The organism is Agromyces binzhouensis (genome assembly GCF_004135055.1).
Taxonomy (GTDB): Bacteria; Actinomycetota; Actinomycetes; order Actinomycetales; family Microbacteriaceae; genus Agromyces; species Agromyces binzhouensis.
Genome location: NZ_SDPL01000012.1, coordinates 1 through 21,601 on the forward strand (window position 1 = coordinate 1; position 21,601 = coordinate 21,601).

At 72.0% G+C, this 21,601-nt stretch carries 19 protein-coding genes and 1 tRNA gene; 11 read left to right on the plus strand and 9 right to left on the minus strand.

The annotated features are described in order from the left end of the window. The 4 genes from ESO86_RS01660 to acsA all read right to left on the minus strand — a co-directional run. The coding region (locus tag ESO86_RS01660; RefSeq protein ID WP_129233163.1) for a biotin/lipoyl-containing protein at positions 1-291 on the minus strand (291 nt) is incomplete at its 3' end. Then, entirely contained in the window at positions 284-1,282 is a 999-nt protein-coding gene (locus ESO86_RS01665) for an alpha-ketoacid dehydrogenase subunit beta (protein ID WP_129233164.1), read from the minus strand. The genes ESO86_RS01665 and ESO86_RS01660, both read right to left, overlap by 8 nt. Then, a complete protein-coding gene (pdhA, locus tag ESO86_RS01670) occupies positions 1,279-2,280 on the minus strand; it encodes a pyruvate dehydrogenase (acetyl-transferring) E1 component subunit alpha (RefSeq protein ID WP_129233165.1) in 1,002 nt (333 codons plus the stop codon). The genes ESO86_RS01665 and pdhA overlap by 4 nt, the downstream gene beginning before the upstream one ends. 8 nt (positions 2,281-2,288) lie before the next feature. Further along, positions 2,289-4,100 carry an acetate--CoA ligase gene (gene acsA, locus ESO86_RS01675; RefSeq protein WP_207206978.1) on the minus strand — a complete coding sequence of 604 codons (1,812 nt, stop codon included), beginning with the start codon at positions 4,098-4,100 and terminating at the stop codon, positions 2,289-2,291. A gap of 233 nt (positions 4,101-4,333) precedes the next feature. Here acsA and ESO86_RS01680 point away from each other — a divergent pair, with 233 nt between their 5' ends. From ESO86_RS01680 to prpB, 3 genes are all read left to right on the plus strand, one after another. Further along, entirely contained in the window at positions 4,334-5,017 is a 684-nt protein-coding gene (locus ESO86_RS01680) for a GntR family transcriptional regulator (RefSeq protein ID WP_129233166.1), read from the plus strand. Positions 5,018-5,107: 90 nt separating this feature from the next. Continuing rightward, positions 5,108-6,646: an MmgE/PrpD family protein gene (locus ESO86_RS01685; RefSeq protein ID WP_129233167.1), complete on the plus strand. Its 1,539-nt coding sequence runs from the start codon at positions 5,108-5,110 to the stop codon at positions 6,644-6,646. A gap of 8 nt (positions 6,647-6,654) precedes the next feature. After that, positions 6,655-7,554 carry a methylisocitrate lyase gene (prpB, locus tag ESO86_RS01690; RefSeq protein ID WP_129233168.1) on the plus strand — a complete coding sequence of 300 codons (900 nt, stop codon included), beginning with the start codon at positions 6,655-6,657 and terminating at the stop codon, positions 7,552-7,554. A gap of 142 nt (positions 7,555-7,696) precedes the next feature. On the opposite strand, the gene ESO86_RS01695 is transcribed toward prpB, so the two are convergent. Continuing rightward, a complete protein-coding gene (locus tag ESO86_RS01695) occupies positions 7,697-7,930 on the minus strand; it encodes a hypothetical protein (RefSeq protein WP_129233169.1) in 234 nt (77 codons plus the stop codon). Positions 7,931-8,127: 197 nt separating this feature from the next. Between ESO86_RS01695 and topA the strand changes: the two genes are divergently transcribed. The 5 genes from topA (at position 8,128) to ESO86_RS01720 (ending at position 14,485) form a co-directional block, all read left to right on the plus strand. Further along, on the plus strand, positions 8,128-10,911 hold the full coding sequence (gene topA, locus ESO86_RS01700; RefSeq protein WP_129233170.1) for a type I DNA topoisomerase: 2,784 nt from the start codon (positions 8,128-8,130) through the stop codon (positions 10,909-10,911). After that, positions 10,908-11,528 (plus strand): dTMP kinase, encoded by a 621-nt coding sequence (tmk, locus tag ESO86_RS01705; protein ID WP_129233171.1) that lies wholly within the window; start codon positions 10,908-10,910, stop codon positions 11,526-11,528. Before topA ends, tmk begins: the two co-directional genes overlap by 4 nt. Positions 11,529-11,620: 92 nt before the next feature. After that, positions 11,621-12,796, plus strand: coding sequence for a DNA polymerase III subunit delta' (locus ESO86_RS01710; protein WP_129233172.1), 1,176 nt, complete (start codon positions 11,621-11,623; stop codon positions 12,794-12,796). Then, a complete protein-coding gene (locus ESO86_RS01715) occupies positions 12,793-14,322 on the plus strand; it encodes an alpha/beta hydrolase (RefSeq protein WP_242492152.1) in 1,530 nt (509 codons plus the stop codon). Before ESO86_RS01710 ends, ESO86_RS01715 begins: the two co-directional genes overlap by 4 nt. Before the next feature lie 87 nt (positions 14,323-14,409). Beyond that, positions 14,410-14,485: transfer RNA gene (locus ESO86_RS01720), tRNA-Thr, on the plus strand. 82 nt (positions 14,486-14,567) lie between these two features. Here the strand turns inward: ESO86_RS01720 and ESO86_RS01725 are convergent. Further along, on the minus strand, positions 14,568-15,242 hold the full coding sequence (locus ESO86_RS01725; protein ID WP_242492153.1) for a response regulator: 675 nt from the start codon (positions 15,240-15,242) through the stop codon (positions 14,568-14,570). Continuing rightward, positions 15,239-16,390, minus strand: a complete 1,152-nt coding sequence (locus tag ESO86_RS01730; RefSeq protein ID WP_129233174.1) for a sensor histidine kinase — start codon at positions 16,388-16,390, stop codon at positions 15,239-15,241. The genes ESO86_RS01725 and ESO86_RS01730 overlap by 4 nt, the downstream gene beginning before the upstream one ends. A gap of 171 nt (positions 16,391-16,561) precedes the next feature. Here ESO86_RS01730 and ESO86_RS01735 point away from each other — a divergent pair, with 171 nt between their 5' ends. Beyond that, complete coding sequence (locus ESO86_RS01735; RefSeq protein WP_129233175.1) at positions 16,562-17,293, plus strand: hypothetical protein; 732 nt, start codon at positions 16,562-16,564, stop codon at positions 17,291-17,293. A 97-nt stretch (positions 17,294-17,390) separates the two neighbouring features. Here ESO86_RS01735 and ESO86_RS01740 read toward each other — a convergent pair whose 3' ends face one another. Both ESO86_RS01740 and ESO86_RS01745 read right to left on the minus strand, forming a co-directional pair. Further along, positions 17,391-18,314 carry an SGNH/GDSL hydrolase family protein gene (locus ESO86_RS01740; RefSeq protein ID WP_129233176.1) on the minus strand — a complete coding sequence of 308 codons (924 nt, stop codon included), beginning with the start codon at positions 18,312-18,314 and terminating at the stop codon, positions 17,391-17,393. An 8-nt stretch (positions 18,315-18,322) separates the two neighbouring features. After that, complete coding sequence (locus tag ESO86_RS01745) at positions 18,323-19,138, minus strand: SGNH/GDSL hydrolase family protein (protein WP_129233177.1); 816 nt, start codon at positions 19,136-19,138, stop codon at positions 18,323-18,325. Positions 19,139-19,243: 105 nt separating this feature from the next. Between ESO86_RS01745 and ESO86_RS01750 the strand changes: the two genes are divergently transcribed. Both ESO86_RS01750 and ESO86_RS01755 read left to right on the plus strand, forming a co-directional pair. Continuing rightward, entirely contained in the window at positions 19,244-20,233 is a 990-nt protein-coding gene (locus tag ESO86_RS01750) for a Gfo/Idh/MocA family protein (RefSeq protein ID WP_129233178.1), read from the plus strand. Positions 20,234-20,258: 25 nt separating this feature from the next. Continuing rightward, positions 20,259-21,434: a M20/M25/M40 family metallo-hydrolase gene (locus tag ESO86_RS01755; RefSeq protein ID WP_129233179.1), complete on the plus strand. Its 1,176-nt coding sequence runs from the start codon at positions 20,259-20,261 to the stop codon at positions 21,432-21,434. Positions 21,435-21,601: the final 167 nt, after the last annotated feature.

Genomic DNA, 21,601 nt, shown 5'->3' on the forward strand with positions numbered 1-21,601 from the left:
GTCCGCCGGTCCGGGCTCGGCGTCGCCGCGCGTCGCCGGCGTCGCGCCATCCGCCGGCGTGCCCGTCACCCGCGCGATCGCCGTGCCGACCGGGACGGTCTCGCCGAGCTCGACCAGGTACTCGGCGACGACGCCCTCCTCGAACGACTCGATCTCCATGACGGTCTTCTCGGTGTCGACCTCGGCGACGAGGTCCCCGCGGTGCACGTAGTCGCCGGGCTTCACGAGCCATTCGACGACCTTGCCGTGCTCCATGTCCGCGCCGAGCGACGGCATGAGCAGCTCAGGCATGCCCGGCCACCGGTTCGCCCGCGCCGACCGTCGCACGGGTCGCCGAGACCACGCGCGCGACGGACGGCAGCGCCGCCTCCTCGAGGTGCTTGGCGTACGGCACCGGCACCTCCTCGCTGCAGACGCGCGCAACCGGCGCGTCGAGGTCGTAGAACGCCGACTCGGTGATGCGCGCGCTGACCTCGGCGGAGAGGCTGCCACTGCGCCATCCCTCGTCGACGACGACCGCGCGGTGGGTCTTCGCGACGGTCGCGAGGATCGCGACGTCGTCGAGCGGCCGGAGCGTGCGCAGGTCGACGACCTCGGCGTCGATGCCCTCGGCGGCGAGGGAGTCCGCCGCCGCCAGCACCATCGGGAGCGTGCCCCCGTACGTGATGATCGAGACATCCGCGCCGGTCCGGCGTACCGCGGCCCGGTCGATGTCGACCGGCCCCGCGTCATCCGCCAGCTCGCCGGCGACGTTGTACAGCGACCCGTGCTCGAAGATCAGCACGGGGTCGGGATCCTCGAGCGCGGTCCACAGCATGCCCCGTGCGTCCTCGAGCGTCGCCGGCGCGAGGATGCGCAGGCCCGGGATGTGCGCGAGCCAGCCCTCGAGGCTGTGCGAATGCTGCGCCGCGAGCTGGCGCCCGCCGCCCGTCGTCATCCGGATCACGAGCGGCACGTTGAACTGGCCGCCCGACATGTGCAGCAGCGTCGCGGCGTTGTTCACGATCTGGTCGAGCGCGAGCAGGCTGAAGTTGACGGTCATGACCTCGACGATGGGCCGCATCCCGCCGAGCGCGGCGCCGATGCCGGCCCCCACGAACCCGGCCTCGGACAGTGGGGTGTCGCGGACGCGCTGCGGGCCGAACTCCTCGAGCAGGCCGAGGCTCACCGCGAAGCCGCCGCCGTACCGTCCGACGTCCTCGCCCATGAGGAACACGCGCTCGTCGCGCTGCATCGCGTCGCGCATCGCGGCGCGCATGGCTTCGCGGTACGTGGTCTTCATGCCGTGCTCCGCTCGCTGCGGACGTGGCGTGCGAGGTCGGCGACGGGTTCGAGCGTGCCCGACTCGGCGAACTCGACGGCCGCATCGACCTCGGCGTCGACCTCACGGGTGATCGAGGCCCAGTCGTCGGCGTCGAGGTGGCCGGATGCCTCGAGCTCGGCGCGCAGCGACGCGATCGGGTCGCGCTCCATCCAATGCTCGACCTCGGCCTTCTCGCGGTACCGTTCGGGATCGAACATGGAGTGGGCCCGGAACCGGTAGGTGCGGAACTCGAGGAAGTGCGGTCCGCCGCCCGACCGCACGGCCTCGACCGCCCGCCGCGCCGACTCCTCCACGGCGAGCACGTCCATGCCGTCGACCGCCCACGACGCCACTTCGTACGACGCAGCCTTCAGGGCCAGGTCCGTCTGCGATTCCGATCGCTCGAGCGCGGTGCCCATGGCGTAGAGGTTGTTCTCGCAGCAGAACAGCACGGGCAGGTCCCAGAGCGCCGCCAGGTTGAGGCTCTCGTGGAACTCGCCCTCGGCCATCGCGCCCTCGCCGAAGAAGCAGGCCGTCACGCGGTCGCGCCCCAGCATCCGGTCGGCGAGCGCCAGGCCGACGGCGAGTGGCAGTCCGCCCGCGACGATGGCGTTGCCGCCGTAGAAGCGGGTGTCGGCGTCGAACAGGTGCATCGAGCCGCCGCGTCCGCGGCAGCATCCCTCGACGTGGCCGAACATCTCGGCCATGATCGCGGTCGCCGGCACCCCGCGAAGCAGCGCGTGGCCGTGCTCGCGGTACGTGGCCACGACCGCGTCATCGGGCCGAAGCGCCGACATCACCCCCGCGGCGACCGCCTCCTCGCCGATGTAGACGTGCAGGAACCCGCGGATCTTCGATGCCGAGTAGAGCTCGACGCAGCGCTCCTCGAGTCGGCGCACGCGCAGCATCTGCCTGAGCAGTCCGCGAGCTTGATCGGGACGGGCGGCGATCAGCGCGGTGCGTTCCTCGGCGGTCATCGGTGGGGTCACCGTCCGGCCTCCAGTGTCGAGGTGTCGCCCTCGGGCAGGCCGAGCTCGCGGGCCTTGAGGAGCCTCCGGAGGATCTTGCCGCTGCGCGTCTTCGGCAGCGCGGGCGCGAAGTCGAGCAGGCGCGGGGCGACGGCGGGCCCGAGCCGCTTGCGGGTGAAGCCGATGAGCTCGAGGCGCAGGGCGTCGGATGCCTCGTGGCCGGGCTTCAGCTCGACGAACGCCTTGACGACCTCCCCGGCGACCTCGTCGGGAATGCCGATCACGGCGGCCTCGGCGACCGCCTCGTGCTCCAGGAGGCAGCTCTCGACCTCGAACGGGCCGATGAGGTGCCCCGACGACTTGATGACGTCGTCGCCGCGCCCGACGAACCAGAAGTAGCCGTCGGCGTCGCGCCGGGCGAGGTCGCCGGTCAGGTACCAGCCCCCGGCGAAGCACTTGCGGTACCGCTCCTCCTCATGGAGGTAGCCGCGGAACATCGACGGCCAGCCGGGCCGCAGGGCGAGCTCGCCCGTGGCATCCGGCTCGCAGAGCACCGCCTCGCCGTCGCGGACGACGGGCGCGCCCGCGTCGTCCCGTGCGAGAACCCCCGCCTCGATGCCCGGCAGCGGCCGGCCCATCGAGCCGGGCCGGATGTCCATCGCCGGGTAGTTCGAGATCATGATCCCGCCCGTCTCGGTCTGCCACCAGTTGTCGTGCACCGGCAGGCCGAATGCCTCCTGCCCCCACATGACGACCTCGGGGTTCAGGGGTTCGCCGACGCTCGCGACGAATCGCAGCGCGGAGAGGTCGTATCCGGCGATGCGCTCGGTGCCCGCCTTCATGAGCATGCGCAGCGCGGTCGGTGCGGTGTACCAGACGGTGACGCGCTGCTCGGCGAGGATCCGGTACCAGCGGTCGGCGTCCATCTCCTCCTCGTCGACGATCGCGGTCACGCCGTGCACGAGCGGAGCGATGATGCCGTACGACGTGCCGGTCACCCAGCCGGGGTCGGCGGTGCACCAGTAGACGTCCTCCGGATGCAGGTCCAGCGCGAACCGGCCCGTGGCGTAGTGCGCGGTGACGGCGTCGTGCACGTGGACGGCGCCCTTGGGGCGGCCGGTGGTGCCGCTCGTGAAGTGGAGCAGCGCCATGTCCTCGGGGCCGGTCGCCGCGGTCGGACCGTAGTCGGACGCCTCGGCGAGCAGGGTGACGAGGTCGAGCGTGCCGGGTTCCGCCGCGGCATCCGTCGCACCGGACCCGTCGACCAGCAGCACGTGGCGGAGCTCGGGCAGCGCGTCGCGGATCGGCGCGACCTTCTTCCGGTACAGTGCCCGCGTCGTCACGAGCACGCGGCCGGACCCGATCTCCATCCGCTGTCGCACCGGCTCGGGCCCGAACGCCGAGAACAGCGGGCAGAACACCGCGCCGTGCTTGAGGGTGCCGAGCACGGCCGCGTACAACTCGGGCCGTCGACCGAGGAGCGAGTAGACGCGCTCGCCGCGTCGGATGCCGAGCCCGCGCAGCACGCTCGCGAACCGACCGGCCTCGCGCGACAGCTGCGCGTACGTCAGCGCCCGGACCGAGCCGTCCGCGCGGACGAAGCGCAGTGCCTCGTGGTCGGCGAGCGGGCCGTCGGCGTGGCGGTCGACGGCCTCATGGGCGATGTTGACGCCGCCGCCGGGCAGGCCGGCGAGCGCGCGCCGCGCCTCGGTCCAGTCGAAGTCCGCGCACCCCTCGTCGTAGTCCTCGAGGTTCGGGCGCACCGCCAGCTCCGCGAGGTCCTTGCGGATCACGGGCCGGTCGATCGATGACGGCGTCGTCGCCTCCATGTTGCGAGGGTAGGCGGGCACGGCCGGGCGCCGCCGGGGCCTTCGTCCCGTGGGGGCGGCGCGGTCGGGCGGCGCGCCCCGCGGGCTACGACGGGTTCACGCTCGATGTATACACGGCCTCCGCGAGCCGGCGAGAACCCGCAGCGAGCCCGCAGGCGAATCAGCCATTCGTTGCGGCAGTGACCGCATCCGTGTATACATGAGACGTCGACGACGAGGGCGGGAGGAGTCGCATGCGAGCCGGTGAACGCGCGTACGAGACGCTCCGCAGCGAGATCCTCGACGGCGTGCTGGGCCCCGGCACCGTCCTGCAGGAGGTCGAGCAGTCGGTCCGCCTCGGCGTCAGCCGGACCCCGGTGCGCGAGGCGCTGCGGCGGCTCGCCGCCGACGGGCTCGTCGAACCCACGGCTCGCGGCACGATCGTGACCGCGATCTCGCGAGACGACATCGTCGCGCTCTACGAGCTCCGCGAAGCGCTCGAGGCGCGCGCCGCCGGCCTCGCCGCGCGACGGCGGGCGGAGGCCCCGTTCCTCGCGATCGGCGAGCGTCTCCGTGACGCGCCCCGACTCCTCGGCGAGGGGGAGGAGGGGCTGACGCGCTACTTCGAGATCGTCGACGACCTCGATCGGGCGATCGACGAGGCGGCGGCCAATCCGTTCCTCGGCAGTGCGCTCCGCAGCGTCCAGCTGCACTCCGCGCGCATCCGGCGCCTGTCGCGGCACAATCCCGAGCGGCTCCGCGCCGCCGCGGGCGAGCACGAGCTGATCGTCGAGGCGATCATCGCCGGCGACGCCGAGCTCGCCTCGCACGCGACCCACGTGCACCTCCACCGGAGCCTGACCAACGCGCTCGCGAGCGCCCCGGCCGACGAGGGCGCGACTCCGGCCCCGGCGGACGACGATCCGCGCGTCGCCTAGCCGGGCATCCGCCCGAAGCGCGGACCGGTGCGACCGGCACGGAAGACCAGCAGAACGAACGAAGCGAACACCGAACCGAAAGGCCCGAACGTGCAACTCCACCACGTGCGCGTGCACCGTAGCGAGGAGAACCTCGCTCGCCCCGACCAGCTCGCCTGGAAGATCGCCGAGGTCGCCGCCGATCCGGTCGAGGTGACCGATGAGGTCGCCGAGATGGTCGTGAACCGCGTCATCGACAATGCCGCCGTGGCGGCGGCATCCCTCACCCGCGGCCCGATCATCGCCGCCCGAGCGCAGGCGACCGCGCACCCGGTGTCCGTCGGCGGCGAGGGCGCGACCGTGTTCGGGCTCGAGCCCGCCCGCCGCACGAGCCCCGAGTGGGCGGCCTGGGCGAACGGGGTGGCCGTGCGCGAGCTCGACTTCCACGACACGTTCCTCGCCGCCGACTACTCGCACCCCGGCGACAACATCCCGCCGATCGTCGCCGTCGCGCAGCACCTCGCCTCGCAGCGGGGCCTCGGCGGACGAGAGGTCGTGCGCGGCATCGCGACCGGCTACGAGATCCAGGTCGACCTGGTGAAGGCGATCTCCCTGCACAAGCACAAGATCGACCACGTCGCCCACCTCGGCCCCTCGGCCGCGGCCGGCATCGGCACGCTCCTCGGCCTCGACCGGGAGACGATCTTCCAGGCCGTCGGCCAGGCGCTGCACACCACGACCGCGACGCGGCAGTCCCGCAAGGGCGAGATCTCCACCTGGAAGGCGCACGCCCCGGCCTTCGCCGGGAAGATGGCGGTCGAGGCCGTGGATCGCGCGATGCGCGGGCAGACGAGCCCCGTGCCGATCTACGAGGGAGAGGACGGCGTGATCGCCTGGCTCCTCGACGGGCCCGACGCCTCCTACGAGGTGCCGCTGCCCGAGGCGGGCGAGGCGAAGCGCGCCATCCTCGACACCTACACGAAGGAGCACTCGGCCGAGTACCAGGCGCAGGCCTGGATCGACCTCGCCCGCAGGCTCCACCGCGAGCACCCCGAGATCGTCGCCGACCCGTCGCGCATCGCGAGCGTCGTCATCCACACGTCGCACCACACGCACTACGTCATCGGCTCGGGCGCGAACGACCCGCAGAAGTACGATCCGGATGCCTCGCGCGAGACGCTCGACCACTCGATCCCGTTCATCTTCACGGTCGCCCTGCAGGACGGCACGTGGCACCACGTCGACTCGTACTCGCCCGAGCGCGCCGGTCGACCCGACACCGTCGAGCTCTGGCGCAGGGTCACCACGGTCGAGGACCCGGAGTGGACGCGCCGGTACCACTCGCTCGACATCGGCGAGAAGGCGTTCGGCGGCCGGGTCGTCATCACGCTCGAGGGTGGAGAGACGATCGTCGACGAGATCGCCGTGGCCGACGCGCACCCGCTCGGGGCGCGCCCGTTCGGACGCGAGCAGTACGTCGAGAAGTTCCGGACCCTCGCGGACGGCGTCCTCGAGGCGGCGGAGATCGATCGCTTCCTCGACGTCGCCCAGCGGCTCCCCGAGCTCGGCCCCGACGAGCTCGGCGGGCTCACCATCGTCGCCGCATCCGGCGTGCTCGCCCGGTTCGACACACCCCGCGGCATCTTCTAGGAGGACCCATGCTGTACGCACAGACCACCCCGGCCGACAAGCGCGCCGGCTTCCGCGAGCGCCTCGCGAGCGGCGAGCTGCTCCGCTTCCCCGGCGCGTTCAACCCGCTGTCCGCCCGGCTCATCGAGCGCAAGGGCTTCGACGGCGTGTACATCTCGGGCGCCGTGCTCTCCGCCGACCTGGGGCTGCCCGACATCGGGCTGACCACGCTCACGGAGGTCGCCGGCCGGGCGAAGCAGATCGCGCGGATGACCGAGCTGCCCGCGATCGTCGACGCCGACACCGGCTTCGGCGAGCCCATGAACGTCGCGCGCACCGTCCAGGAGATGGAGGACGCCGGCCTCGCCGGCCTGCACATCGAGGACCAGGTGAACCCCAAGCGATGCGGGCACCTCGACGGCAAGCAGGTCGTCGACGAGCACACCGCCCTGCAGCGCATCCGCGCCGCGGTCGACGCCCGCCGCGACCCGAACTTCCTCATCATGGCGCGCACCGACATCGCCGCGGTCGACGGGCTGGACGCCTCGATCGACCGCGCGAAGGCGCTCGTCGACGCGGGCGCCGACGCGATCTTCCCCGAGGCGATGCGCTCGCTCGAGGAGTTCGCGGCCATGCGCGCCGCGGTCGACGTGCCCCTGCTGGCGAACATGACCGAGTTCGGCAAGAGCGAGCTCTTCACCGTGCAGCAGCTCGCCGACGTCGGCATGAACCTCGTGATCTGGCCGGTCTCGCTCCTGCGCCTCGCGATGGGGGCGGCCGACCGCGGCCTCGACGAGCTGGTGGATGCCGGTGCCCTCACGGGCCTCCTGCCGCAGATGCAGCACCGGGCCGACCTCTACGAGCTCATCGACTACGAGGGCTACAACCACTTCGACACCTCGATCTTCAACTTCACGGTCGCGCGTTGAGGCGCGGCCCGGCGCCGGCGAATGCGCTCGTCCGTCCGCTGCCGCACTCCGACGGCGTCGACGAGCGCCACGTGTAGTCGGGTCGGCTCGCGCGCCTTAGGTGTGGCGCACCTCGGGGTGCGTCACGCCTCAGGCATCCGCGTCAGTCGAAGACGGTCTCGATGAAGCGGTACTCGACGGCCGAGGGACGATCGTCGCCCGGCGAGTCGAACTCCAGTCCCGCGCCGCGGGAGTAGACGTAGTGCTTTCCGCCGTCGCCGGGGAAGCTGATCCTCGGCTGCGGATCGCCGGTGTCGAGGAAGCCGGTCGAGACCGTCTTCCCCTCGAGTGGTCCGTCGATCAGCTTGGCGGTGTAGGTGCCGGATGACGTGTCCATGGCGCCATTCTCCACCTGTCCTCCACGGCCGCAAGGGACTTTCCTCCCCGCGTCGCAACGCGCCACGGAGGGCTTCCTCACGGTCGATATGTGTATGGTGTGCCATGTCGGCGTCATCCGCCGGCCGATGGCACACCGCTCGGGGGCGCGGCGATGATGTGCGTCCCTCGTTTCCGTCCATGAGCAAGAGGAGTCCGGTGTCTGGCGCGAAGAAACTCGTGATCGTGGAGTCGCCGACCAAGATGAAGTCGATCGCCCAGTACCTCGGCGACGGCTACGAGGTGCTCTCGTCGGTCGGCCACATCCGCGACCTCATCGAGCCCAAGAACCTGCCTCCCGAGCTGAAGAAGGGCTCGCTCGGCAAGTTCTCCGTCGACGTCGAGAACGGCTTCGAGCCCTACTACGTCGTCTCCGACGCGAAGAAGAAGACGGTCGCCGAACTCAAGCGCGCGCTGAAGGGCGCCGACGAACTCCTGCTCGCCACCGATGAGGACCGCGAGGGCGAGGCCATCGCGTGGCACCTCCTGCAGGAGCTCAAGCCCAAGGTGCCCGTGCGCCGCATGGTCTTCCACGAGATCACGAAGGACGCGATCCTCAAGGCCAAGGACGAGACGCGCGAGCTCGACACCGCACTCGTCGACGCGCAGGAGACCCGACGCATCCTCGACCGCCTCTACGGCTACGAGGTCTCGCCGGTGCTCTGGCGCAAGGTCGGGCCCGGGCTGTCGGCCGGCCGTGTGCAGTCGGCCGCGACGCGACTCGTCGTCGACCGCGAGCGCGAGCGCCTCGCCTTCGTGGCCGCCTCGTACTGGGACCTGATCGGCCGCTTCACCAAGGAGTCCTCGTCGTTCGAGGCCAGGCTCGTCCGAGTCGGCGGGGAGCGCATCGCGACCGGTCGCGACTTCGACGACTCCGGCCGACTGACCGGCAAGGCCGTCGTGCTCGACGAGGCCACCGCGCAGTCGCTGACCGCCGCGCTGCGCGACGACACCGTGGCGCGCCGCGTGAGCCGCGTCGAGTCGAAGCCCTACTCGCGGCGCCCCGCCGCACCGTTCACGACCTCCACGCTGCAGCAGGAGTCGGCGCGGAAGCTCCGGCTCTCGGCGCGCGACACGATGCGCGTCGCGCAGTCGCTCTACGAGAACGGCTACATCACCTATATGCGCACCGACTCGGTGTCGCTGTCGCAGCAGGCGATCCAGGCCGCGCGCACGCAGGCAGTGAAGCTGTACGGCGCCGACAGCGTGCCCGACAAGCCCCGCGCCTACGCCGGCAAGTCGAAGAACGCGCAGGAGGCGCACGAGGCGATCCGGCCGTCCGGCGAGGTCTTCCGCACTCCCGCCGAGCTGCAGAGCGTGCTCCGTGGCAGCGAGTTCAAGCTGTACGACCTCATCTGGAAGCGGACCGTGGCCTCGCAGATGGCCGACGCCAAGGGGCAGACCGCGACCGTCACGATCGAGGTCGGGCCGACGGCGACCGATGCTGCGGAGCCCGAGTCGCCCACGGCCGCAGTCGCCGGCACGACCGCCGAGTTCACCGCGAGCGGCACCGTGATCACGTTCCGCGGCTTCCTCGCCGCGTACGAGGAGAGCCGCGACGAGGAGCGCAACGCCGACGACGCTCCCGGCGAGGCGAAGCTCCCGCAGCTCGCCGAGGGCGAGGCCGTCGGCCTCTCCGAGCTCGAGGCCAAGGGCCACGAGACGAGCCCGCCGCCCCGCTACACCGAGGCGAGCCTCGTCAAGCGCCTCGAGGAGCTCGGGATCGGCCGCCCCTCGACGTTCGCATCGATCATCTCGACCATCCTCGACCGCGGCTACGTCACGCAGCGCGGCCAGGCCCTCGTCCCGAGCTGGGTCGCATTCTCGGTCGTGCGCCTGCTCGAGGAGCACTTCGGCGACCTCGTCCAATACGACTTCACGGCCGAGATGGAGGACGACCTCGACCGGATCGCGTCCGGGGAGGCCGACCGCGTCGACTGGCTGAACGAGTTCTACTTCGGCAGCGACCGGCACACGGGCCTTCGCCAGGTCGTCGACAACCTCGGCGACATCGACGCGCGAGAGATCAACTCGATCGTGATCGGGCCCGGCCTGACGCTCCGCATCGGCCGGTACGGCCCGTACCTCGAGACCGTCGACCCCGAGGCCGCCGCAGACGCGCCGCCGCGCCGCGTGAACCTGCCCGAGGGCCTCGCCCCCGACGAGCTCACGGCCGAGAAGGCGCGCGAACTCATCGAAGCGCCGGTGCAGACCGACCGCGTGCTCGGCGTCAATCCCGACAACGGCAAGCAGGTCGTCGTGAAGGACGGCCGGTTCGGTCCCTACGTGACCGAGCTCGAACCCGAGCCCGAGGCGTCCGCCGACCCGACCACCGGCGAGGTGGCCGAAGCCAAGCCGAAGCGCGGCGCCAAGAAGGCCGCAGCTCCGAAGCCGCGCACCGCATCGCTGTTCAAGAGCATGCAGATCGAGGAGGTCGACCTCGCGACGGCGCTCCAGCTGCTCGACCTGCCGCGCGTCGTGGGGCTCGACCCCGAGTCCGGCGACGAGATCACGGCGCAGAACGGCCGCTACGGCCCGTACCTGAAGAAGGGCACCGACACACGGACGCTGCCGAGCGAGGATGCGATCTTCGACATCGACCTCGCGGGCGCGCAGGAGCTCTTCGCCCAGCCGAAGTACGGCGGCCGGCAGGCCTCGAGCGCGTTGAAGGAGTTCGCCGAGGACCCGGTGAGCGGCAAGCCGATCAAGGTGAAGGACGGCCGCTTCGGTCCGTACGTGACGGACGGCACGACCAACGCCACGATCCCGCGCGCCGAGTCCGTGGAGGACATCACGTTCGAGCGAGCGGTCGAGCTCCTCCAGATCAAGCGAGACAAGGGTCCGGCGCCGGCACGCGGCACGCGCTCGACCGCAGCGAAGTCCGGTGCCAAGAAGGCACCCGCCAAGCGCACGACCACCCGTACGGCGAAGAAGAGCTCGTGAGCCGCGGGCTGTTCCTCACCCTCGAGGGCGGCGACGGTTCGGGCAAGACCACCCAGGCGGAACTGCTCGAGCAGTGGCTGACGGCCGAGGGCCGCACGGTCGTGCGCACGCGCGAGCCGGGCGGAACCGAGGTCGGGGTCGAGGTGCGCGAGATCGTGCTGCACCATCGCGGCGACATCGCGCCGCGCGCCGAGGCGCTCCTCTACGCGGCCGACCGGGCCCACCACGTCGCCACGGTCGTGCGACCCGCGCTCGCGCGCGGCGAGGTCGTCGTGCAGGATCGCTACATCGACTCATCGGTCGCCTACCAGGGCGCCGGCCGGGTGCTCGACGCCACCGAGGTCCGCTCCATCTCCGAATGGGCGACCGGGGGCCTCGCGCCCGACCTCACGATCCTCCTCGACCTGCCGTCCGACGTCGCCCGTCGGCGTCTCGACGGTGCGCGGACGCGCTACGACCGCCTCGAGGCCGAGGCGGGGGAGTTCCACGCCCGTGTGCGGGAGGCCTACCTCGCCCTCGCCGAGGCCGAGCCCGACCGCTTCCTCGTCGTCGACGCGACCCGCCCCGTCGACGAGATCCACTCCCTGATCCGCGCACGCGTCGAGGCGCTCCCGTGAGCGTCGGAATCCGCTCGACGACGGCAGTGCGTTCCGCTCGAGGCACCCGCCCTGGCGGCGCCGCTGTCGTCGGCCGAAGGTAGCGTGGAATCGTGACCGTGTGGAGCGACCTGACGGGTCAGGATGCCGCGATCGCCGTGCTGCGCACCGCGGCCGCGGCCGCGGCCGACTCGCGGGCGGGCGCAGACATGACCCACTCGTGGTTGATCACCGGTCCGCCCGGTTCCGGGCGCTCGAACCTCGCCTACGCGTTCGCCGAGGCGCTCCTCTCCGGCAGCCCGGACGGCGATCGGACCACCCGCGCACAGGTCATCGCGCGCAGCCATCCCGACCTGCACGTGCTCGCGACCGAGGGCGTGATCATCAAGGTCGCCGACGTGCGCAAGATCGTCGAGCGGTCGCACTACGCTCCGTCCGTCGGCCACCACCGCGTCATCGTCGTCGAAGACGCCGACCGCATGACCGAGCAGACCTCGAACGTGCTCCTGAAGGAGTTGGAGGAGCCGCCCGACCGCACGGTCTGGATCCTCTGCGCGCCGAGCGAGGCCGACCTCATCCCCACGATCCGCTCCCGCGTGCGATCGGTGCGACTGCAGGTGCCCGGCATCGCCGCGGTCGCCGACCTCCTCGTCCGCAGGGACGGCGTCGATCGCGGGGTCGCCGAGCGCGCGGCGCGCGAGGCGCAGAGCCACATCGGCATGGCGCATCGGCTCGCCACGAGCGCCGAGGCGCGCGACCGCCGCGACGAGACCCTCCGGCTCGCGCTGCAGGTCCGATCGACGCCCGGCGCCGTGCTCACCGCGGCGCGCCTGATCGAGATCGCGGGCGACGACGCGAAGGCCATCACCGAGCTCCGCGACGCCGAGGAGCGCGAGCACACCCTCCGTTCGCTCGGCGTCGCGCCCGGCCAGGCCGTTCCCGCCGCCCTCCGCTCGCAACTCCGCGCGCTCGAGGAGGACCAGAAGCGACGTGCGACCCGGAGCCTGCGCGACGGGATCGACCGGATCCTCGTCGACCTCGCATCGCTGTTCCGCGACATCCTCGTCACGCAGCTCGGCGCGGAGGTCGACCTCGTCAACCTCGACATCGCCGCCGACGTCGACCGCGCCGCGGCATCCGCGACCCCGGCGCAGACGCTCGCGACGCTCGACGCCATCCAGGAGGCCCGCATCCGCATCGACGCCAACGTCCAGCCCACGCTCGCCCTCGAGGCGATGCTCGTCTCGGCGATCCGTCGACCGGAGCCGGTTCGCGGGGTGCGCTCGTGAGCGTGCGCGGCCGCCTCGTCTCCGCGTCGGCCGTCGTGGTCGCGTCGGTGCTGCTGCTCGCAGGGTGCAGCCTCCCGTCCTTCCTGGGCGGCGGGACGGAGCGGTCCGAGCCGACCGGCGAGCGCGTCTCGGCCGAGCTCGAGCCGTTCTACTCGCAGGTGCTCGAGTGGGAGCGCTGCGACGACAAGCTCTGCGCGACCGCCACCGCCCCCCTCGACTGGAGCGACCCGGGCGCGGGCGAGATCGAGCTGGCGCTCGTGCGCCGCCCGGCGAGCGGGCAGAAGATCGGCTCGCTGCTGGTGAACCCGGGCGGGCCCGGAGGTTCGGGGTACGAGTTCATCGCCGACTCCGTCGACTACGCGGTGGGGCCGCGGTTGCTGGAGCGGTACGACGTGGTGGGCTTCGACCCGCGCGGCGTCGGCCGGTCGACCGCGGTGACGTGCTTCGACGCCGCGCAGATGGACGACTTCCTCTACGGCATCGTTCCCGCCGAACGCGGCAGCGACGAGTGGATCGCCGACGTCACCGAGGCGAACCGCGCGTTCGGGCAGGCGTGCTCCGACGAGACCGGAGAACTGCTCGCCAACGTCGACACCGTGAGCGCGTCGCGCGACCTCGACCTCCTCCGCGCGATCCTCGGCGATGAGCGTCTGAACTACCTCGGGTACTCGTACGGCACGTTCCTCGGCGCGACCTACGCCGGGCTCTACCCCGAGAAGACGGGCCGCCTCGTGCTCGACGGCGCGATCGACCCGACGGCGAGCAACCAGGAGGTCAACATCGCCCAGTCGGTCGGGTTCGAGGACGCGCTGCGCGCGTACCTCGACGAATGCCTGTCCGGCACGGAGTGCCCGTTCTCCGGATCGGTCGACGACGCCGCAGACGAGGTGGCGCGCCTGCTCGCCTCGGTCGAGGCGAGCCCGCTGCGGGGGAGCGATGGTCGGATGCTCGGGGCCGACGCGCTCGTGACCGCGATCATCTACCCCCTGTACAGCGCCGAGAGCTGGCCCTACCTCAGCGACATGTTCGAGTCGGTGATGTTCGGCGAAGCCGACGTCGCGCTCGCGTTCGCCGACCTCTACAACGGACGCGAGCAGGACGGCACCTACCGCGACAACTCGACCGAGGCGTTCCGGGCCATCAACTGCCTCGACTACGCCTACGACGACGATCCGGCGAAGATGCGCGCCGGCGCGGCCGAGCTCGCCGAGGCCGCACCGATCATCGGTCCGTACTTCGGGTACGGCGACATCGGGTGCGCGCAGTGGCCGGTCCAGAGCGAGGCCGAGCGGACCGCGATCACGGCCGAGGGGGCGGCCCCGATCATGGTCATCGGCACCACCGGCGACCCGGCGACGCCCTACCAGTGGGCGGAGGCGCTCGCTGCGCAGCTCGACTCCGGGTTCCTCGTCAGCTACGACGGCGAGGGCCACACGGCCTACCGCAAGTCGAACGCGTGCATCGACGAAACCGTCGAGGACTTCCTCGTCGACGGCACCGTGCCCGCCGCCGACCCGCGCTGCTGACCGGGTGCGTGGAGTGGTCATGAGCCTGCCGAAAACCCGCTAACATGGTCTCTCGTGCCGTTCGGTGCGATTCGCAACGGATGCCACGCCGCCTTAGCTCAGTCGGCAGAGCGATTCACTCGTAATGAATAGGTCGAGGGTTCGATTCCCTCAGGCGGCTCCACTCGGAAGGCCCGGACGACGTCCGGGCCTTCCGGCGTTTCCGCCCGCCTCGACCGGGATGCCTCGCCGCGTCCGCGCCCGGGTCAGTCCGTTCGCTCGCCGGGCCGCACGAGCCCCGACTCGTAGGCGAGGATCGCGATCTGCACCCGGTCGTGTACGCCGAGCTTGGCGAGCAGGCGCGACACGTACGTCTTCACCGTGGACTCGCTGAGGAAGAGCGCCGCGCCGATCTCCGCGTTCGAGCGACCGCGTGCGACGAGGCGGATGATCTCGATCTCCCGATCGGTCGCGTCGAGGCCGGCAGGCAGACCGGTATCGGGCGAGGGCGCCGCGGCGAACCGCTCGAGCAGTCGCGCCGTCACGGCCGGCGCGAGCATCGCGTCGCCGCGGGAGACCACCCGGACCGCATGGACGAGGTCGGCGGGGGGCACGTCCTTCAACAGGAATCCGGATGCTCCCGCGCGCACCGCAGCGAAGACGACGTCGTCGAGGTCGAAGGTCGTGAGCGCGAGCACCCGGCGGGAGGCGTCGGCCGCGAGGATGCGACGCGTGGCCTCGATGCCGTCCATGACGGGCATGCGGATGTCCATGAGCACGACGTCGGGGTCGAGGTCCTCGGCCGCGGCCACGCCGGCGGCGCCGTCGCCCGCCTCGCCGACGACGTCGAGCCCGGCGCGCTCGAGGATGAGCCGGAATCCGACGCGGACGAGTTCCTGGTCGTCGACGAGCAGGACCCGGGTCGCGCCCGAGTCGGTCACGATCCCGCTCCGGTCGGAAGCGACGCGTGGACGCGCCATCCGCTCGGCCCCGGACCCGCCTCGAGCGTGCCGCCGTAGAGCGTCACGCGCTCGCGCATGCCGACGAGCCCGTGCCCGGCGGCACCGACGGGATCCGCGTCGCCACCGTCGTCGGTCACCGTGACGTCGACGCGATCTGCGGTGCGGTCGATCGCGACCATGGCCGACGCGGCGCCCGAATGACGGCGCACGTTCGTGAGCGCCTCCTGGATGACGCGGTAGACGGCGAGCTGCCGGCCGGCCGACAGGTCGCTGGTGTCGTCGGCCCGGAACTCCACGGCGAGTCCGGTGCCGCGTGCCTGCTCGATGAGCTCGGGGATGCGGGCGATGCCCGGCTGCGGCGACAGGGAGTCGTGGTCGGCCTCGCGCAGCAGCTCGACGACCCGGCGCACCTCGGCCAGCGCATCGGTGCCCGTCGTCCGGATCGCCTCCAGGGCGCGACGGGCCGCGCCCGCGTCGATGTCGACGACCTCGGCAGCGGCTCCGGCCTGAACCACCATGACGCTCACCGAGTGCCCGAGGATGTCGTGCAGCTCGCGGGCGATCCGCGCGCGTTCATCGGCGACCGCGCGGAGTGCCGCCTCGCGCGCCTCGGTCTCCGCGATGCTCGCGCGGACCGCGGCATCCACGGCGCGCCGCTCGGAGACGCGCATGCCGATGCCGATCAGGAAGACCGTGAGGAGCACGCCCCAGTGGAAGAGGACCTCGCTCGGCCCCTGCAGCTCGGGAACGAAGAAGTCGGCGAGGATCACGGCCGCGAACACCGATCCGCAGACGGCCGCCGACGTCCGGAGACTGCCGTGGCGGGCACCGGTGTAGAGGGTCAGGGCCAGGGGGAGGAACCCGCCGAAGAAGAGCACCTGGGTGTCGCCGGCGGTCGCGACGAAGCACGCGACCCACGTCAGAGGGACGCCGACCAAGGCCAGCGGGACGATGCGACGCATCGCGAGCAGGACCGCGCAGACGAGGATGGCGACCGTGCTCACCAGCGGCGACCCGGTGCCCTGCACGGACTCGAACGGCACCCACACCTCGGCGAGGCCGATCGCCGCGATCATGACGGCGACGGCGACGTCCTGGGCGAGATGCCAGCGCGTGCGGCGGTCCACGACCGCAGGCTAGCGGGCGGCGGCCCGCCGACGGAATCACCTCGGGATGATCGGCGAGTCGACTTCGGTTGATCGGGACGGTTCCCGCGGCCGATGACCTCGACGCGCCCGCGCCCGTAGCTTCGTGCCGACGCCGCGGGGTGGCCGTGGCCGAACCGAAGGGAACCGTCCATGTCCACGTCCCGTGCACTGCCGTCCGTCCGCCGGCTGCTCGTCGCCGGATCGCTCGTCGCCGCGATCGCCCTCGCTGCCGTGGGGATGCTGCTTCAGCCCGAGTTCCCCGACGACCCGAGCCGGTACGTCGAGATGCTGGCCGGATCGGCGTCCGCCGCGATCGGACTGCAGCTCTTCCTGTGGTCGCAGGTGTTCTGGGCGATCGGCCTGGTCGGACTCGCCCACGCCGCGAGCCACCGATCGCCGGTGCTCGGCACGCTCGGCGCGGTGTTCAGCGGACTCGGCGCGTTCGGTCACGCCGCCTACGGCGGCGCGAACCTCGTCACGCTCGGCGTGGCGCGCTACGCCGCCGAGTCAGGTGACCTCGATGCAGCGCAGGCGGCGTTCGGTGCGACGCAGGGCGGCGACTTCGTGCCGTACCTGCTCGCCGGGCTCGCCGGCACCGTGCTCGGCGTGATCCTCGTCGCGGTCGCGCTGCTCCGCTCCGCGGTCGCGCCACGCTGGGTGGCGATCGTGCTGCTCGCGTGGGTGGTCGTGGAGTTCGTGCTGCCGAACTTCCTCTCGGGGGCGTGGGTCACGTACACCTCCCTCGTGCTCGGCGTCATCGCGTTCACGGGCGCCGCGGTCGCCGTGCTTCGTGGCGGGTCGGGCGCGTGGACGACAGTGCTCGAGGCCGAGGTCCCCGAGCGCGGGACGCCGTCGTCGGTCGAGACCGCGACGACCTCTTGACCGGCGCGGCTCCCGGCACGACCCGCCCCGATCGGCGCCGATGCCGGGAAACGCGGAGGGCCCGGACGATGTCCGGCCCTCCGTTCGTACTGCAGGACTACGCCGGCGGGACCGCCCGGATCGCCGCGGCGTACGCGGCGTGGCCCGTGGCGTTGGGGTGGAAGGCGTTCACGGTCCTCGTCGTCAGCCACTTCCAGTCGTTGATCCACGGTGACGAACTCCCGATGCCGTGTCCGGCGAAATCGTCCTCGACGTCGACGAAGACCGCGCCCGCGGAGGTCGCGGCAGCCTCGATCACGTCGTTGAGCACGACCGTCTCGTCGTTCACCTCGTCGGCCCAGGCGTACTTGGGATTCACCCCCGAGCTGTTCTCCCAGAACAGCAGCGGGTAGCCGGTCACGATGACCTTGGCCTCAGGTGCTCGCGCCTGGATCCCGTCGACGACCGCGACGATGCTCGACGTGAACTCCGGCGACGCTGCGGTGGCTGCCCCGTTCGCGATGTTGGACGAGCAGGACGAGCTCGGGAGCACGAAGCAGGACTGCATGACGTCGGCGAAGCCGACGTCGTTGCCGCCGACGGTGACCGTGACGAGCTTCGCCGTGGTCGGCACGGCGGCGATCTGGCGGTTGATCACGTCCCCGGTGTCCTTGCCCGAGCACGCGGGGAAGGCGGCGAGCCTCTTGTCCGCATCGCCGTCGAGCAGGACCGGGTAGCTCTTCGAGCTCGTGTAGCAGCTCGTCTCCAGGTAGCTGCCCGCACCCACTCCGGCCGCGAACGAGTCGCCGAGTGCGGCGAGCTCGAGCTCGGTCGTGCCGCCGCCGTTGCCACCGCCTCCTCCCGGCTTGCCCGGCTTGTCCGGCTTTCCGATGGCGACGGCGGCGGAGGCCGCCTCGGCGGGCCCAGCGACGGCTGTCCCGATCACGACCGCGAGCGCGGCCAGGACTACGGCGATCGCGAGCGCGATGCGGCGCGGCACGACGGCGGCGCCGACCGCGTCGAGCCCTACGCGGGTGGTCATCGCGCGCCTCAGCCGAGGGTCGCGAGGATCGCGTCGCGGTAGACGGCCTGCCCGGCCGCCGTCGGATGGAGGAAGGTCAGCGGCTCGAACTGATCGGCGCCGAGCCACGGGTCCGCATCGCCGACCTGGTGGCCGAAGTAGGCGAACGCCATGCTCGTGTACTCGACGTTCGCCCCGGCCGCGGCGGCCCCGGCCGCAGCGGTGCCGATCTGGGCGTCGAGTGCGCCGGTCGCGGCGTTCACCGTGTCGGTCAGCGGGCTCAATCCGCTCACGAAGGGGATCGGGTAGTCGGCCACGACGATGCGCGCGTTCGGTGCGCGCTCCGCGATCGCGAGCAGCAGGCCGCCGAGCTCCTGCCCGATGACGCCCGACGCGAGCAGCTGCTGGGCCTCGGCCACGGCCGTCGCGCACGCGAATGACTCCGGGGCGGGGGCGCAGATCTCGAAGATCTCGCCGACGCCGAGGTCGTTGCCCCCGACGGTCAGCGTCACGAGGGTCGTGCCGCGGTTGACCTGCGACAGCTGGGTCGACGCGACATCCGAGATCGTCGCACCGCTGCACGCGGCCTGGCGGAGCAGGTTGGTCCGCGGCACGGCGTCGAGGAGTACGGGGTAGGCGGCGTCGGATCGGAGGCATTCGTCGAGCGGGAGCCCGGCACCCTGCCCGGCGGCGTACGAATCGCCGAGCGAGACGTACTTGTTGACGGGCTCGGGCGGTGCGGCGAGGGCGGCTGGAGCGGCGCCGAGGAACACGGCGACGAGGGCGACGGTGGCCCCGGCGATCGAGCCGACGATGCGGCTCCTTCGGTTCGAATGTGCCGACATGGCCGAAACCTAGCGAGAAGGTGCGGCTTCCGCATATCCCAGAACAGGTGTCACGTGGACGACCCCCTCCGGATCGCCGTCTTCCGCACCGATAGGCTTTCGCCCATGACGGCACGACTGCGATGGGGCATCCTCGCGACGGGCGGCATCGCCCGTCTCTTCACCTCCGACCTGCTCGCCAACGGCTTCGACGTCCGGGCGGTCGGCTCGCGATCGGCCGAGTCTGCGCAGCGCTTCGCCGACGAGTACGGCATCCGCACCGCGCACGGCAGCTACGACGCGCTCCTGGCCGACCCGGAGGTCGACGCGATCTACGTCGCGACGCCGCATCCGTGGCACGCCGCCTCGGCACTCGCGGCCATCGAGGCGGGCAAGCACGTCCTCGTCGAGAAGCCGTTCACGCTCAACGAGGCCGAGGCCCGCGTCGTCGCCGATGCCGCGCGCGAGCGCGGCGTGCTCGTGCTCGAGGCGATGTGGACGCGGTACCTCCCGCACATGGTCCGGATCCGCGAGATCATCGCGGCGGGGACGATCGGCGAGGTCCGTTCGATGGTCGCGGACCACACGCAGAAGCTCCCCGACGACCCCGGCCACCGACTCAACGCGCCCGAGCTCGGCGGCGGCGCACTGCTCGACCTCGGCATCTACCCGGTCTCGTTCGCGTGGGACCTCTTCGGCGAGCCCGCAGTCATCCAGTCGACCGCGATCTTCAAGGAGACGGGTGTCGACGCGCAGGTCGCCGTCCAGTTCGGCTACCTCGACGGGCGCATCGCCTCGACGTTCTCCGCCAGCGACGCCCGCGGGCCGAACCGCGCGCTCGTGCTCGGCACCGAGGCGCGCATCGAGATCGACGGCGTCTGGTACACGCCCACGACGTTCCGCGTGATCGGGCACGACGACGCCGTGCTGGAGGAGTTCGCGTCCGACGTGAACGGTCGCGGCATGCACTACCAGGCGGCAGCGCTCGAGCAGCTCGTCGCCGAGGGCCGACTCGACGGCGGCGACATCCTGCCGACCGAGGAATCGGTCGCCATCATGGGCACGCTCGACCGCATCCGCGCTGAGATCGGATTGCGGTACCCGGGCGAGGACTGACCTCCACCGGCTTGCACGGGACGACGTGTCCACCGAGGGTGACGTCGCCGCGCTGACGCGGCGGCTCGTCGCGATCGACGCGGCGAACCCGTCGCTGGTCGCCGGCGGGGCGGGCGAGCGGGAGCTCGCCGAGGCCGTCGCGACCTGGCTCGGAGACCGAGGCTTCGATGTCCGGCCGGTCGGCGCCGATCCCGCGCGCCCGAGCATCCTCGCGCGGCGGCGCGGAACCGGCGGCGGCCGGACCCTGCTCCTCGCCGGTCACCTCGACACCGTCGGGGGAACCGGCGACGGTGCGGATGGCGCTGCCGATGTCGATGCGGACCGCATCGTGGGACGCGGCGCGTACGACATGGCCGGCGGGCTCGCCGCGGCGATGGTCGCGGCCTCGACGGCGCCCGAGGACCTCGCGGGCGACGTCGTCCTGGCGTTCGCCGCCGACGAGGAGTTCGGCTCGCTCGGGATGGAGGAGCTCCTCGCGGCGATCGACGCGGATGCGGCGTCCGATCCGTCGCGTCGTCGTCCCGACGGCGCGGTGGTGCTCGAGCCGACCGACCTCGGCGTGACGCTCGCCCATCGCGGCTTCGCCTGGTACCGCGTCGAGTACGACGGCGTCGCGGCGCACGGGTCGCAGCCCGACCTCGGTGTCGACGCGATCGATCGTGCGCTCGACGGTCTCGTCGCGCTGCGTGCGCTCGGCGCCGAGCTCGGCGCGCGTGCGCGGCATCCGCTGCTCGGGACGGGGAGCGTGCGAGTGGCCACCATCGAGGGCGGCTCGGATGCCGCGACGGTCGCCGATCGCTGCGTGCTGGTCGTCGAGCGGCGCACCCTTCCCGGAGAGCCCGACCCGGGAGCGGAACTCGAACGCGTGCTCGCCGCATCCCGGCCCGCTCGCGTCGTCCCGCTCGTCGTGCGCCCGGCGATGGAGAGCGCCGCCGACTCGCCCATCGCCCGCTCGGTGATCGACGCGGTCGAAGCGGCCACGGGCACTCCCGCGACCCTGCGAGGCGACCCCTGGTGGACCGACGCCGGGCTCATCGCCGAGGCGGGCATCCCGGTCGTGCTCGTCGGCCCGGCGGGCGGCGGCGCGCACGCCGAGGTCGAGTGGGTCTCGATCGCGTCGCTCGACACGCTGACCGGGGTCGTCACGCGGGTCGTCCAGGACTTCTGCGGCCGCTCGCCCGCCGAGGCGCCCGGACGCTGACCGTCCCGACATCCGGGGGAACGGCCGGCACTCGGGAGGCGTCCGGACGGCCTCCGTACAATGCCCGGGTGAGCGACGAGACGGATGACGCGGGCGCGACGCCGGCCGGGGAGGCCCGGTCGTCCGGCGAGCCTGCTGCGCCCGCATCGCCGAGCGGCGCGGCTGCC